General features: G+C 71.8%; 14 protein-coding genes. 12 read left to right on the top strand and 2 right to left on the bottom strand.

Annotated elements, in window-relative coordinates; all coding sequences use genetic code 11:
- Positions 1-550: 550 nt before the first annotated feature.
- Positions 551-1,363, top strand: a complete 813-nt coding sequence (locus tag B207_RS0103925) for an AfsR/SARP family transcriptional regulator (RefSeq protein WP_084691985.1) — start codon at positions 551-553, stop codon at positions 1,361-1,363.
- Positions 1,364-1,477: 114 nt separating this feature from the next.
- Here the strand turns inward: B207_RS0103925 and B207_RS40465 are convergent, their stop codons facing one another.
- Positions 1,478-1,642: a hypothetical protein gene (locus tag B207_RS40465; RefSeq protein ID WP_018635208.1), complete on the bottom strand. Its 165-nt coding sequence runs from the start codon at positions 1,640-1,642 to the stop codon at positions 1,478-1,480.
- Positions 1,643-1,724: 82 nt separating this feature from the next.
- Positions 1,725-2,780 carry a DUF2156 domain-containing protein gene (locus B207_RS0103915; protein WP_018635207.1) on the bottom strand — a complete coding sequence of 352 codons (1,056 nt, stop codon included), beginning with the start codon at positions 2,778-2,780 and terminating at the stop codon, positions 1,725-1,727.
- Between the two features lie 407 nt (positions 2,781-3,187).
- Between B207_RS0103915 and B207_RS0103910 the strand changes: the two genes are divergently transcribed.
- The 11 genes from B207_RS0103910 to B207_RS39465 all read left to right on the top strand — a co-directional run bounded on the left by B207_RS0103910 (position 3,188) and on the right by B207_RS39465 (position 13,337).
- Positions 3,188-4,882 carry an aldehyde dehydrogenase family protein gene (locus B207_RS0103910; RefSeq protein WP_084691984.1) on the top strand — a complete coding sequence of 565 codons (1,695 nt, stop codon included), beginning with the start codon at positions 3,188-3,190 and terminating at the stop codon, positions 4,880-4,882.
- 32 nt (positions 4,883-4,914) lie between these two features.
- The gene (locus B207_RS0103905; RefSeq protein ID WP_018635205.1) at positions 4,915-6,054 is read left to right on the top strand and encodes an acyl-CoA dehydrogenase family protein; all 1,140 of its coding nucleotides are present in this window, start codon (positions 4,915-4,917) and stop codon (positions 6,052-6,054) included.
- A 20-nt stretch (positions 6,055-6,074) separates the two neighbouring features.
- Positions 6,075-7,370, top strand: a complete 1,296-nt coding sequence (locus B207_RS0103900; RefSeq protein ID WP_018635204.1) for an aspartate aminotransferase family protein — start codon at positions 6,075-6,077, stop codon at positions 7,368-7,370.
- Positions 7,371-7,375: 5 nt separating this feature from the next.
- Positions 7,376-7,891, top strand: coding sequence for a type II toxin-antitoxin system RatA family toxin (locus B207_RS0103895; RefSeq protein ID WP_035739886.1), 516 nt, complete (start codon positions 7,376-7,378; stop codon positions 7,889-7,891).
- Positions 7,892-7,903: 12 nt separating this feature from the next.
- Positions 7,904-8,413, top strand: coding sequence for a hypothetical protein (locus B207_RS0103890; protein WP_018635202.1), 510 nt, complete (start codon positions 7,904-7,906; stop codon positions 8,411-8,413).
- Complete coding sequence (locus B207_RS32390; protein WP_018635201.1) at positions 8,410-9,003, top strand: flavin reductase family protein; 594 nt, start codon at positions 8,410-8,412, stop codon at positions 9,001-9,003. Before B207_RS0103890 ends, B207_RS32390 begins: the two co-directional genes overlap by 4 nt.
- 58 nt (positions 9,004-9,061) lie before the next feature.
- Positions 9,062-10,048, top strand: coding sequence for a hypothetical protein (locus tag B207_RS0103880; protein WP_018635200.1), 987 nt, complete (start codon positions 9,062-9,064; stop codon positions 10,046-10,048).
- The gene (locus B207_RS0103875; protein ID WP_154675128.1) at positions 10,045-11,268 is read left to right on the top strand and encodes a beta-ketoacyl-ACP synthase III; all 1,224 of its coding nucleotides are present in this window, start codon (positions 10,045-10,047) and stop codon (positions 11,266-11,268) included. The genes B207_RS0103880 and B207_RS0103875 overlap by 4 nt, the downstream gene beginning before the upstream one ends.
- A 39-nt stretch (positions 11,269-11,307) precedes the next feature.
- On the top strand, positions 11,308-11,541 hold the full coding sequence (locus B207_RS0103870) for a phosphopantetheine-binding protein (RefSeq protein WP_018635198.1): 234 nt from the start codon (positions 11,308-11,310) through the stop codon (positions 11,539-11,541).
- On the top strand, positions 11,531-13,093 hold the full coding sequence (locus B207_RS0103865; protein ID WP_018635197.1) for an acyl-CoA carboxylase subunit beta: 1,563 nt from the start codon (positions 11,531-11,533) through the stop codon (positions 13,091-13,093). The genes B207_RS0103870 and B207_RS0103865 overlap by 11 nt, the downstream gene beginning before the upstream one ends.
- A gap of 79 nt (positions 13,094-13,172) precedes the next feature.
- Positions 13,173-13,337: a hypothetical protein gene (locus B207_RS39465; protein WP_018635196.1), complete on the top strand. Its 165-nt coding sequence runs from the start codon at positions 13,173-13,175 to the stop codon at positions 13,335-13,337.
- Positions 13,338-13,408 lie beyond the last annotated feature (71 nt).

Below are 13,408 nucleotides of genomic sequence, written 5' to 3'. Positions count from 1 at the left end.
GCCCGGGGAACGGGTGACAGGCCAAGCGGGCGGGAAACGGGCTTAGGGCCCTTCCCGCCCGCTTGGCGTTGTCCGAACCGACCACCTGCCGCTCGGCGCCGTGGAGCGGCGAACCACCGGCGCCACCCCATCGCACTCCATCGCGCCGCGGTGAGCACGCGCCGACCGCCGACCGCCGGCCACCGGCCACCGACCGCCGGCCGCCAGTCGCAGTCGCAGTCGCAGTCGCAGTCGAATCTGCACCCTTTACCACGTTCCGTGCACCACTGGTGTCCCCATTGGTATCACCTGCCCGACAATTGACTCCCAGCACCGGGTCACTCACCATGAGCATCAGCCGAGCAGCGAGGAACCCTTGCCCATCTCGGTAGTGCCCGGCATTTCATCGTGAGGCCACGGCGAGATCCCGGCACCCAGTTGGACAGTCACGTCGGACCCGGCGGCGTAAACCGCTGATCACCCGGACCCGGCGCGACCATGTCGGCGAGTCGCATCGCCATGAGCGCGTGTCCACAGCCCAGGGTTTCGTGGCGCAGCGCAGGGTCCGCGCGTGGATCCGATCCCGATCTCGCGGCAGGAGTGGATCGCCATGCATTTTTCCGTTCTCGGCTCACTGGCAGTCTCCGCGCACGGCCGACGGAGCCGCATAAGCGGAAGGTGCCAGGAAGCGCTTCTGCTGACGTTGCTGATCAACGAGGGAACAGCAGTCGCGGCAGGAACCCTCATCGAGGAGCTGTGGGGGCCGCAGGCCCCCCGAAACGCCAGGAACGCTCTCCAGGCCCATGTGAGCCGATTACGGCGGGAACTCCACCGGCTGGAGCCGGACCGGCCCGAAGGCAGCATTGTGGCCCGCCACGGCGGCGGCTACCGACTGAAACTGGCGCCGGCCGACGAGATTGACGCGACTGTCTTCATGACCGGTCTGCGTGACGTCCGGAGCTGGTGTCACAGCCGGCGGGACGAGGCCGTCGCACGGCTGCGGGAGCTGCTGTCGCTGTGGTGTGGTCCGCTCTCGGGCGCTGCCGTCGAGGGCGCGATGTGCCGGGCGGCCGCAGCCCACTACGAGGAATCCCGGCTGGACGCGCTGGAGCTGCTGTTCGACCTCGAGCTGGTGGAGAACCGGCACGAGGCGATCCTCAGCGAGGTGCGGGAGCTGGCCGCCATGCATCCGCTGCGGGAACGGTTCTGTGAACAGTTGATGATCGCGCTGTACCGGTCCGGTCGGCAGGTGGAGGCACTCGACTACTACCACCGGCTGCGCCGTCGGCTGACCGGCGAGCTGGGCACCGGGCCGTCTGCGACGCTGCGGCGGACCGCGGAGGCGGTGCTCTCCCACAGCCCGCTACTGACTGTTCAGCGGTGAGGGCAACCCTCCCAGCCGCCGGCTGCAACCCGCCGGCGGCTGGGCACGGGCCTGACCGCGCCCAGCCGCGGAGGGCCTGACCGCGGAAGGCCTGACCGCAGAAAGCCTGACCGGTCAGCCTGCGCCGGCGGTGAGCAGGCCGTCCAGCTCGGCAAGCACGCCGTCGGCCGCTGCGCACAGCGCGGTGTCGTCCGGGTCGGCGCACACCGCGCCGAACAGTTCCACCAGTTTCTCCCTGGTTCGCTCCACGGCGGCATGCGTCTCGGGCAGGTCGTTCATCTGGAGAATCTCCGATCGGTGTTGGCGGAATGTCGGCGGCCGGACCGGGCTGGCGCGGCGGGTGGCTGGTGCCGTCGTGCCGTCACAGCGCGCCGGCCGCCCGGAAGATGTGGACGAAGTCGGCGATGCTGGCCGGACCCTGGAAGGCGACGTACTCGGGCAGGATCACGCTCTGCGCCCACTTCTCCTTGTAGGCGAGCTGGGTCGCCGCCGGATAGACGGCCGCGCCGTGCTCCCAGAGGAAGTGCATGAACCAGGTGAACGCCGTGCTGGCACCCGGGAGCTCGAGATCGTCGCGCAGGGTGGTGAACGGCGTGAAGCCGAAGTGCAGCCATCGCACCCCCTCCGACTGGAGGACGTCGATGGCGGCCTTGTTGATCGCTTCCATGATTCCGGGTGAGTTGCCGGGCAGCCGGCGGCTCAGGTCGTGCATCCAGCCCGGGCGGCTGCCGTACACCGGGGAGTAGGAGATGTACCCGGCGAGGCTGCCCTCGACGAGGCCGACGAACAACCGCCGGTGCTCCTGCATCGGCCCGCCGTACTGGCCGACCAGGTACTCCAGCTGCCGGGCGTTCTCACCCTTGCTCGGCAGCCAGACCCGGTCGAGGGCGCGCATCTCGTCGTGCCAGTCGTCCAGGTCGGCCTCGACGACGGTCAGCCCGTTGCGCAGTGCCCGCGAGATCTTGTTCCGCAGCTGCATGAACCTGGTGCCGGCCAGGGTGAACCCCGCCAGGTCCACCGCGTACGAGGAGCCGATCTGGTTCACCGTGAAGCCGTGCTCGGCGTAGATCGCCGCATCGGCGGCCTGGACCTGCACCGCGACGACGGTCTTCCCCTGCCGACCGGCGAAGTCGACGAAGGCCGTCAACAGCTCGCGGTAGGACTCCGCGGGCGCGAAGGGGCCGCCGAGCTGGACGAGGTTGCGGCTGGTCGGTCGGTAGACGACGACTCCGGGCCGGCCGGGCAGCGTGAAGTACGCATTGCCCTCGTTGACCGCCAGGAAGGAGCTGGGATTCTCCGCGTCGGTGAATTCCTGAATGGCCCGGAGCGCGGCCTGGGCAGAACTCGCGGGGCTGGCCGGGTCGGTTCGGGTCACGGTTTCGGTCACGGTCACGGTTTCGGTCACGGTTTCGGTCATCGGGATAGTCCTGTCCGCCGGTTCCACAGGGATGGCTCGCCCGGGTTCCGAGCCTGCGACGGCGACACTCACCGCACCTGCGAGGCTTTCCTGATCTGACCCACGGGCGTCGCGCGACCATACGACGCCAGAACTCGGGGCGACAAGATACAGGAAAGCGTTTTTTGGCCCACCCCGGCCGGCCGTCAGCGGCCTGTAAGCGCGCTGTCAGAAATTTGTCCACGACGGCCGGTGGAACGTCGGGCGTCAGAAGAGCGTCAGCGCCGGGTAAGCCGCCACCGCCAGCATCGAATTCGACGGGCCAGGCACCAGCCGCCCGGTGGAGCCGGGGTTGCGCAATGCGGGTTCCGGCACCTTTCACAGGTCCCCCGAGACATCGGCGATGGTCTGAGGAGAAGTCGACAGCCATGGCGAGACCACATCCGAGGCCAAATTCTGGAGACGGCCGTTCCGCGGGCGCGCACACGCCACCGGCCCGGGCGACCGTTTCCCCCGGAAGTCGGGAGAAGCCGCTGCTGAGCTATCCCTCCTACATCGGCGGCAAGGACGTCGAGGGTGTCGGCTGGGTGTACACGGTGAGTTCCCGGTCGCTGTTGGAGGACGTCTTCACCAGCGTCAGCCTGAAACGTTCACTGGAACAGGATCCGGATCCGCTGTCACCGGCCGCCCAGCACGGGTATGTGACGGGCCGCTGCGCGGTCGTCGCCGATGCCGACGTCGACACGGCGACGGAGGCGGCCGCCGCCGCCGTGCCGGAGTGGGCGGCTGTCCCGCTGTCCGACCGGCTCCGTCTCGGCCGGCTCTTCCGGGAGAAGCTGCTGGAGCACGAGGAGACCTTCCTCGAGATCCTGGTGGCCGAGGCGCACCCCCGCCGGCTGGCCCGCTGGGAGCTGGCCTGCCTGTTGCAGGTGTTCAGCGAGGCCAGCTGCTCCTTCTACGAGCAGCAGATGTACGCCGAGTTCACGCACGGCCCGCGCCGGCTGATCATCCGCCGGCAGCCGGACGGCGTCGTCTGCCTGAACCCGCCGCAGAACGCGCCGGCGCCGAGCTCCGCGCTCGCCGTGCTGGCCCTGATGGCCGGGAACGCCGTCGTCGTGCGGGCGCCCCGCAGCATCGCGCTGAGCACCATGTTCCTGTTGCGGGAGCTGGTGGTGCCGCTGCTCGACGAGCTCGGGGCGCCCCCGGGAACGCTGAACGTCATCTGCGGCAAGCCGGCGCAGATGCTCGACCGCTGGCTCGAGCACCCCCAGGTGAACGACATCCTGTACTTCGGCGGCAGTGAGGCGGGGCTGCGCTTCGAACAGGAGTGCGTCGCCCGCGGCAAGAAGCCGATCCTGGAGCTGGCCGGCAACGACAGCTTCGTGGTGTGGAAGGACGCGGATCTCCCGCTCGCCGTCGAGGCGATCACCGAGTGCTTCTACGGCTCGGGACAGATCTGCATGGTGCCCAACCACGTGATCGTGCACCCGGAGGTCGCCGAGGAGCTGTTGCGGCTGCTCAAGGAGCGGGCCGAGACGATCCGGCCGGGTTTCCCCGACGACGACGAGGTTGTGCTCTCACCGGTCCGTCGCAGCGAGAAGTTCTTCGCGCTGCTGCGGCAGGCCATCGCCGGCGGCGGTGAGCTGGTCACCGGCGGGCGGCGACTCGAGGTGGACGGGACTCCCTCCCAGGCCGGGATGTTCCTGGAGCCGACGGTGGTCCGGGTGAACGGGCTGGCCGGTGCACGGGGGCTCGACATGGTGCGGCACGAGACGTTCTTTCCGCTGCTGCCGGTCGTCGTCCCCGCGCCGACCCCGGACGACGAGCTGCTCGCCGAGATCATCGACTTCACCAACGCGAACGAGTACGGGCTTCGCAACTCCTTCTGGTCCGGCTCCCCCACCGTGGTGGAGCGCTACATCAGCCGGCTCCGCAACGGCGGCCTGGTGAAGGTGAACGACTCGCACATCGGATTCCTGCCCTACCTGCCGACGCACGGCGGGACGGGACTGACGGGCGGCGCCTTCGGTGAGGCGAACTACCCGATTCTCAAGACCTCCCACATTCAGGGCGTCAGCATCGCGACCGGCGTCGTGCCGAGCATCGCGGCCTTCGAACGCTGATTCCAGCCAGGGCCGACCGGAGGACATTTCCCATGCGTTCCCTCGACGTGGCGCGTGACGCCTGCGAACGTCATCACCCCGGGCTCGTGAAGAGCCTGGCGGACATCCCGCCGGCGGAGCGAGAAGCCCCCGGCAGCCCGGTGATCGACCTGTTCCGGACGCACGGCGGCACCGGGCTGCTGGCCCCGGCCGCCTACGGCGGGCACGGCGTCGACGCGCTGGAGGCGGTGCGGGTGACCCGGGCCGTCGGCGCCAGCTCGCCGTCGCTCGGCGTCGCCGCGACCATGCACAACTTCACCACCGCGATGCTCTTCGCGCTCGCCGCCGACGCGGACCGGCTCACCCCGTCGCAGATCCGGGAACTGGCCCGGATCGCGCCGGAGGGCCTGCTGCTCGCGTCCGGCTGGGCGGAGGGCCGCACCGAGCAGAACATCCTCAGCCCGTCGGTGGTGTGCGCCCCGGTCGACGGCGGGTTCCTGGTCAACGGGGCGAAGAAGCCGTGCAGCCTGTCCGGCTCGATGAGCCTGCTGACGGCGAGCGTGTCGGTTCCCGGGGAGAACGGCTCGCCGACGCTGGCGGTGCTGCTGATCCCGGCGGACTCGCCGGGCATCACCGTCCACCCGTTCTGGTCCAGCCCGGTCCTGGCGGCGGCCCAGAGCGAGGAGGTGCGGCTCGCCGACGTGTTCGTGCCGGACAGCCTGCTCATCCGGACGACGGCGGACGACCCGAAGCGGCTGGACGATCTGCAGGCCGCCGCCTTCGTCTGGTTCGAGATGCTGGTCACCTCGGCCTATGTCGGTGCGGCCAGCACGCTCGTCGAGCTGGTGCTGGCGCGGGGCCGCGGCAGTGTCAGCGACCGGGCCGCCCTCGGGCTGCACCTGGAGAACGCGGTCGCGCTCACCGAGGGCGTGGCCCGGGCGGTGCGCGACGGCCTGGACGGCGACGACGCCGTCTCGGCCGTCCTGGTGGCCCGGTTCGCCGCGCAGACCGCGATCGGCCTGGCCACCGACCTGGCTGTCGAGCTGCTCGGCGGGATCGCCTTCATCACCGCACCGGAGATCGCCTACCTGTGCTCGGCGGTCCGGCCGCTGGGCTTCCACCCGCCGTCCCGGACCAGCACCGCGGACGCCCTCGTCGAGTACTGGGCCGGCGGCCCGCTCGTCCTCGCCTGACCGCACCTGGAGGCCTGTCCATGACCACAGTCACCCAGCCACCCACCGATGTCGCCGGCCCCGAGTCGCCGGCGCAGACCCTGCGGCGCTACCGCCAGCATCTGAGCAAGGGCCGGGCCGTCGTCGCCGAGATGTTCGGCAGCCACCTGGAGATGGAGTCGTCCGGTGCCTGGCTGTGGACCAGTACGGGCGAGCGGTTCCTGAACTGCGGCGGCTACGGCGTGCTGACCCTGGGCGCCCGGCATCCGACCGTGCTGGCGGAGGTTCGCAACCAGCTGGACGCCCACCCGATCGCCACCCGCATCCTGCTGGAGCCGACCGTCGGCCGGGCCGCCGAGGCACTGGCGTCGGTCGTGCCGCCGAGCCTGAACCGGATGCACTTCGCCCTCTCCGGCGCGGAGGCGGTGGAGACCGGGCTGAAGCTGGCCCGGGCCAACGGCCGGCGCCGGCTGGTCTCGATGCACCTGGGCTACCACGGCAAGACCCTCGGCGCGCTGTCCGTCACCGCGAAGGAGGTGTACCAGGAGCCGTTCCGGCCGCTGCTGCCGGACGTCACGCACATCCCGTTCGGGGACCTGCCCGCGCTGGAGGCGGAGCTCGCCGCCCACCCGGGCGAGGTGTGCGTCATCGTCGAGCCGGTCCAGGGCGAGGGCGGGGTCATCCTGCCGCCGCCGGGGTACCTGCCCGGCGTCGAGGCGCTGTGCCGGGAGTACGGCGGTTTCCTGATCCTGGACGAGGTGCAGACCGGCATGGGCCGGCTCGGCGCCTGGTGGGGCGCGGACCTCTACGGAGTGCTTCCGGACGTCCTGCTCACCGGCAAGGCGCTCGGCGGCGGGGTGCTGCCGGTCTGCGCGGCGCTGGCGAACCGCAGGACGTTCTCGGTGTTCGACAAGGACCCGTACCGGCACACCGGCACCTTCACCGGCGCGCCGGTCCTGATGGCCGCCGTCGTGGGGGCGATCAGGGCGACGAAGGAGGAGGACGTCCCGGCGCGGGCGGCCAGCCTCGGCGCGCGGCTCCTGCCCGCCCTCACCGAGATCGTCAACCGGAAGCTGCCGGGGCTCGTGGTCGAGGTGCGCGGCCAGGGCCTGCTGATCGGCATCGAGTTCGCCGAGGCCGGGCTGGCCGGCGAGTTCCTCATCGAACTGTTCAACAACCGTGTCGTCGCCAACCACTCGATGAACGGGAGCTCGGTCGTGCGGCTGACGCCGCCGGCGATTCTCGACGACGCGCAGGTCGACTTCCTGCTCGCCGCCTTCGAGCAGGCCACCGACGACCTGCTGGCACACGGTGCCACGATGCCGGAAGGGCTGTGACCGTCATGCGGAAAGTCGTACTGGACGCGGTCGTCCACGGGGTCTCCCCCGGAGACGTCTTCGAGAACGTGGCGTCGTGGGAGCGCTATCAGGAACTGGCTCCGCACGCGGAGTCGGTGGTGGTGCACCGCGGCCGGCCGGAGCCGACCGGCTCGTCCAGCTGGGAGCTGCATTTCCGCAGCGGGCTGCTGCAGTGGTCCGAGGACGAGCGTTTCCTCACCGACCAGCTGCGGATCGAGTTCGAGCAGACCGAGGGCGACTTCGACGTCTTCACCGGTACCTGGACGCTCTCGCTCGACGGCGGCAACCCGGCTGACACGGCCGTGCGCTTCGTCTGCGACTTCGATTTCGGTATCCCGAGTCTCGAGGGCATTCTCGACCCGATCGCCGAGCGGGTCATCAAGGAGACGGTCGCCTGGGCGATCGCCGGCATGCACGAGAAGGTCACCTTCGGCGGCGGCCTGGACCTGACACCGACAAACGTGGGCGGCGCCGAGGCTGCCGTCCCGGCCACGGCCTGACGGGGTATCGCCATGGACGCCGCCAACCCGGTCGAGACACCGACCACCTACCGACTGCACCGGGCCGAGTACCTCATCGCGTTCGCCGTCCTCACCGGTCTGTTCATCGCCAACATCGGTGAGGTCCGCTGGCTGCCCGCGGTCCTCCTCTTCGCCTACATCGACCTCATCGGCTACATCCCCGGCGCGATCGCCTACCGGCGCAGCCCGGACCACCGCGTCTCGAAGGCCTACTACGTCGCCTACAACGTGATGCACAGCATGATCACGCAGGGGGCGGTGATCGGTATCTGGATCTGGGTCGCCGGTCCGGAGTGGGCGCTGTTGGTGATCCCGATCCACCTGTTCGGCGACCGCGGCCTGTTCGGGAACTTCTACAAGCCGTTCGGCTTCGCCTTCGAACCCGAGCCGAACCCGGCCTACCAGCGGTTCGCCGCCGAGCTCGACCGCGACAGCGGCGACGGCAGCGGCAGCGAGCCGGCGCCGGTGCTCTCCGGGCTGCCCGCCGGCTCCGGGACATGACCGTCGGGCCCGGGCCCGAGCCCGGGTTCGACGGTCGCCGTGACGCCGTCCGCCGGCTCTCCACCGGCGTGACGGTGCTGACGGTGCGGCACGGCGACGTCGTGCACGGCACCACGGTCAGCTCCGTCCTCGCCGTCTCCCGGGATCCGCTGCTGGTCGGGGTCAGCCTGCGGCGTGGCTCGCTGACGTCCGACCTGGCCGTGGCCGGCGGGATGTTCGTGGTGAACGTGCTGTCCCGCCGGCAGGCCCTGCTGGCCGACTGGTTCGCCGATCCGGACCGGCCGGCCGGCCTCGCCCAGTTCGACCGGCTCGACTGGCGACCGGACACCGGCTGCGGCGCGCCGCGGCTGGCCGGGGCCGTGGCGACGATGACCTGCCGGCTGCGGACCCGGCTGACCACCGGCGACCACGACCTGCACGTCGCCGAGGTCGTCGACGGGACGGTCGGCAGCGGCAGCGGCAGCGGCAGCGGCAGCGGCAGCCCACTGATCAGCTACGCAGCCGGGGTCCACGGCGCCGAACTGCACGAGGTGCCCCGCCGGCGAGGCCGGCGCCCACTCACCGGAGCAGCCGCGACCGGGCTCGACTGACCCGCGACCGATCCGACGAACCGATCCGACGAACCGCGCTGACGAACGGAGTACCGCGATGGCCACCACCGTCCCCCGTGAGGCGGACTGGGACCAGGCCCCCGGTCTGCTGGACGGCGCCAGCACCCTCACCCTGACCACCGACGACTGCGGTCTGGCGTACTGGCTCAGCGCCGTCGCCCAGGGCACACTGGCCGGCCGCGCCGAGACCGGCCACGCGCCCGGCGCACCGACACCGGAGTACATGCGCCGGCCCGGACCGCTGCGGGACTCGCTGCTGATCGAACTGGGCTGCCGCTCGGTCGCCGAGGAGCAGGCGACCCGGGTGCTGTCTTACTACGTGACGCACGCGCCCGGCATCCCGGAGCTGGAGTTCTACGCCACCCAGCTGATCGACGAGGCGCGCCACTCGCTGGTGTTCCGCAACCACCTGGTGGAGCTGGGGGTGCCCCGGGAGCGGCTGGCCGCCGTCGTCGAGGAGGTGTCCGCGGACTTCACCGCGGCGGTGATCGACCCGATCATCGACTTCACCCTCGCCACGGTGCGCGACGAAGGCGACTTCTTCGGCGGCGTCGCCATCTTCGCGATCATCATCGAGGGGGTGCTGGCCCCCGCCGCCGAGCTGAGCGAGCGCAAGTGGAGCCGGCTGGACCCGGCGGCCGGCGAGATCGCCCGCGGGACGTCGATCGACGAGATCCGTCATCTGACGGTGGCCAGCTCGATCGTGCGCGACCGGCTCGCCGCCGACCCGGAGTTCCGGCCGCGGCTGCTCGACATCCTGCGGCGCGGCCGGCAGCTGTGGGACGCCGTTCCCGACCGGGCGTTCGTCATGCACCGCGAGGAGCTGTTCCAGGCTGGTCTCGCCGAGCACGCCGACCTGCTGGCCGACTACGAGATCTGGCCGGGCCGGCGGCTGCTCGACACCACCCCGGACGAGCGGTACGAGACCGCCGAGCGTTGGACCGACGAGATGGCGCGGGCCCGGATGGCCTACATGGGTCTGGATCCCGCGATCATCATCGGCCACCAGGCGGGTGCCCGATGACGGCCACGGCCGCGCCGGGTGGCCGGCCGTGCGGGGTGAGCGCGCCGGACGGGCGGGCCGCCGTGATCGCCGGCGCCGGTTCCTGGGTGCCGCCGCACCTCGTCACCAATGACGACCTCGTCCGCTTCCTGGACACCTCGGACGCCTGGATCCGGGACCGCACCGGCATCGGGCAGCGCCGCCATGTCACCCCTGGCCTGTCCACCGGGGACCTCGCGGTCGAGGCCGGCCGGCGGGCGCTGCGGGCGGCCGGCGAACCGGCGGTCGACGCCGTCGTACTGGCCACCACCACCCCGGACCGACTGTGCCCCGCGACCGCGCCGGACGTGTCGGCCCGGCTGGGGTTCAACGGCATCGCCGCGTTCGACGTCTCCGCCGTGTGCGCCGGCTTCCTCTACGGGCTGGCCACCGTTGCCGGCATGATCGCCACCCGGACCGTCGAGACGGTGCTGCTCATCGGCGCCGACTCGTTCAGCACCATCGTCGACCCGGCCGACCGCGGCACCGCCCCCATCTTCGGGGACGGCGCCGGCGCGGTGGTGATCCGCGCCGGTGACACCGACGAGCCCGGCGCGGTCGGCCCGGTGGTGCTCGGCAGCGACGGAGACAACACCTACCTGATCGGCATTCCCGCCGGTGGTTCCCGGCAGCGCTCCGCCGGCACCACGGTCGAGCCGGGCGACAACTACCTGCACATGCGCGGCCGGGACACCTACCGGCACGCCGTCGAACGGATGACCCAGGCCGGCCGGACCGCGCTGGCGCTCGCCGGCTGGTCGACGTCCGACGTCGACCGGTTCGCCGGGCACCAGGCGAACGCGCGCATCCTCGACGCGGTCGCCGACCGCCTCGGCGTGCCGGCCGGCGGGCACCGACTGTCCAACATCGAGCGGGTCGGCAACACCGCGGCCGCCTCGATCCCGCTGCTGCTCACCGAGTCGGCGGCGGCCGGTCTGCTCCGCCCCGGCGACCGGACCCTGCTCACCGCCTTCGGCGCCGGCCTGAGCTGGGGCGCCGCCACGGTCGTCTGGCCGGAGGTGACCGCCCTCGCCGGAACCGGCGACGCCACCGGGGCCGACGCCACCGGGGCCGACGCCACACCGACCACCCCACCCGCCACGCCACCCGCCACGCCACGCGCCAGGCCGACCGAGGCGCCGCTGGTGGTGCCGTCGGCGGTGCCCTCGGCGGGCGGCCAGGCCGCCGCGGCCGTCGTCTGACTCCGCCGCACCTTCGCACGCACTCCCTGGGGAGATCTCATGTACGACCAGATCAAGCACCTGCTGGTGAGCGCGTTCCACGTGGACGTCGCCGAGGTCGCGCCGGAGGCCAGCCTGGAGGACCTCGGACTCGACTCGTTGGACATCGTCGAGCTGGCCTGGGCGCTGGAGACCGAGCTGCGGGTCCGCATCACCGACGACGAGCTCGCCGAACTGCAACAGGTGAGCGCGATCGTGCGACTGGCACAGGAGCGCGCCGCCAATGTCGCCTGAGCTCGCCGTCGCCGAGCCGGCCCCGGCGGCGACGACCGGACCGGCGCCGGTGGCCGCCGGAGCCGTGGCTGCCGGAGCCGTGACTGCCGGACCGGCGTCCACCGCTGTCGCGCCGGGACAGCCGGCGCCGCCGGCCGGCGGCGCCAGGGACCGGCTGCGCCGGCTGGTGGACAACGCCTCGTTCCTGGAGTCGGGCAGCCAGGCCCGGCACCGGGCCACCGCGTTCGGGATGGACCGTCGCCGCCCGGCCGGCGACGGGGTGGTGACCGGACTCGGCCGGGTCGGCAACCGGCCGGTCGCGGTCTTCGCCCAGGACCCGTCAGCTCTCGGCGGCTCGCTCGGCGAGATGCACGCGGCCAAGATCGAACGGACCGTGCAGGGGGCGGCCCGGTCCCGGATGCCCGTCGTCGGCCTGCTCGACTCCGGCGGCGCACGCATCCAGGAGGGGGTCGGCGCGCTCGACGGCTACGGCCGGATCTTCCGCTCCAATGTGGCGGTGTCGGGCCGGATTCCGCAGATCAGCGTGGTGCTCGGGGCCTGCGCCGGCGGCGCGGTCTACTCACCGGCGCTGACCGACATCGTCATCATGTCGGCCGAGCGGGGGTGCATGTTCCTCACCGGCCCGGCGGTCGTCAGGGCCGTCACCTTCGAGGACGTCACCGCCGAACAGCTGGGCGGGGCGCGGGTGCACAGCCGGGACTCCGGGGTCGCCCACCTGGTCGCCCCGGACGCCGACAGCGCGATCGCGATGGCCCGGCGGGTGCTCGGCTACCTGCCGAGCTCCTGCTGGGACGACCTGCCGGCGGCGCCACCGGCCGACCCGGAGCCGATGCCGGTGGTGCCGGCGGATCCACGCAAGCCCTACGACGTGCGCGGGGTCATCCGCGGGGTGGTGGACGCCGGCAGCTTCCTGGAGCTGCAGCCCCGGTTCGCCCGCAACCTCGTGACCGGCTTCGGCCGGATCGACGGTGTGCCGGTCGGCGTCGTCGCGAACCAGCCGAACGCCCTGGCCGGCGTGCTCGACATCGCCTCGGCGGAGAAGGGCGCCCGCTTCGTGCGGTTCTGCGACGCCTTCGGGCTGTCGCTGGTCACCCTGGTGGACACCCCGGGCTTCCTGCCCGGAACCAGCCAGGAGGCCCGCGGCGTGATCCGCAAGGGGGCCAAGCTGCTGTACGCCTATGCCGAGGCGACGGTGCCCCGGGTGACGGTGGTGCTGCGCAAGGCGTTCGGCGGCGCCTACATCGTGATGAACTCCCGGTCGCTCGGCGCCGACGCGGTGTTCGCCTGGCCCGACGCACAGCTCGCGGTGATGGGCGCCGAAGGCGCCATCGACGTCATCTACCGCCGGGAGCTGGCGGCCGAGCCGTCCCGGCGCGGTGAGCTGCTGACCCGCTACCGGGACGAGGCGATGCTGCCCCGGATCGCCGCGGAGCGGATGTCCGTCGACGAGATCATCGATCCGGCGGACACCCGGGCCGCGGTCCAGAACACCCTCGGCTACCTGCGGGGCGCCGGCTCCCCCCGGTTCCGCCACGACAACCTCCCGCAGTAGGTCCCGAAGCCGCCTCTTCCGCCCCCCGCATGGCCGGCACCCCGCTGCCCGGCCGTCCTCGACCTGGACAGGTGCGACATTGACCGGGACGACGAACGCCGCGGTCACCTCACTGCCCTGGCTGGTGCTGGTCGCCGCCGTCGGCGGGACCGCCCACGCCTGCCTGGTGGCTGCGCCGGGCCAGGCCGCAACGTTTCGCGGCGCTGGCCCGCCAGCCCACCACCGACCACCCGGCGTCGGATGACGGTCCGGCCGATCAGTCCACGGTCAGTCCGGTGTCAGCCGCCTCTGTTTGACTTCCACCATCCGGGTCGA

It is taken from the genome of Parafrankia elaeagni (genome assembly GCF_000374165.1).
GTDB lineage: Bacteria > Actinomycetota > Actinomycetes > Frankiales > Frankiaceae > Parafrankia > Parafrankia elaeagni.
The sequence above is the reverse complement of the archived record's forward strand: the minus strand, read 5'-3'. Positions and strand labels throughout refer to the sequence as shown.

What these genes read in the sequence shown, in the direction of transcription:
- B207_RS0103870 (WP_018635198.1), top strand. Translation starts at nt 11,308, where the DNA reads ATGTACGACCAGATCAAGCACCTGCTGGTGAGCGCGTTCCACGTGGAC.
- B207_RS40465 (WP_018635208.1), bottom strand. Translation starts at nt 1,642, where the DNA reads ATGAACGACCTGCCCGAGACGCATGCCGCCGTGGAGCGAACCAGGGAG.
- B207_RS0103900 (WP_018635204.1), top strand. Translation starts at nt 6,075, where the DNA reads ATGACCACAGTCACCCAGCCACCCACCGATGTCGCCGGCCCCGAGTCG.
- B207_RS0103895 (WP_035739886.1), top strand. Translation starts at nt 7,376, where the DNA reads ATGCGGAAAGTCGTACTGGACGCGGTCGTCCACGGGGTCTCCCCCGGA.
- B207_RS0103875 (WP_154675128.1), top strand. Translation starts at nt 10,045, where the DNA reads ATGACGGCCACGGCCGCGCCGGGTGGCCGGCCGTGCGGGGTGAGCGCG.
- B207_RS0103890 (WP_018635202.1), top strand. Translation starts at nt 7,904, where the DNA reads ATGGACGCCGCCAACCCGGTCGAGACACCGACCACCTACCGACTGCAC.
- B207_RS0103915 (WP_018635207.1), bottom strand. Translation starts at nt 2,780, where the DNA reads ATGACCGAAACCGTGACCGAAACCGTGACCGTGACCGAAACCGTGACC.
- B207_RS0103865 (WP_018635197.1), top strand. Translation starts at nt 11,531, where the DNA reads ATGTCGCCTGAGCTCGCCGTCGCCGAGCCGGCCCCGGCGGCGACGACC.
- B207_RS0103880 (WP_018635200.1), top strand. Translation starts at nt 9,062, where the DNA reads ATGGCCACCACCGTCCCCCGTGAGGCGGACTGGGACCAGGCCCCCGGT.
- B207_RS0103905 (WP_018635205.1), top strand. Translation starts at nt 4,915, where the DNA reads ATGCGTTCCCTCGACGTGGCGCGTGACGCCTGCGAACGTCATCACCCC.
- B207_RS0103910 (WP_084691984.1), top strand. Translation starts at nt 3,188, where the DNA reads ATGGCGAGACCACATCCGAGGCCAAATTCTGGAGACGGCCGTTCCGCG.
- B207_RS32390 (WP_018635201.1), top strand. Translation starts at nt 8,410, where the DNA reads ATGACCGTCGGGCCCGGGCCCGAGCCCGGGTTCGACGGTCGCCGTGAC.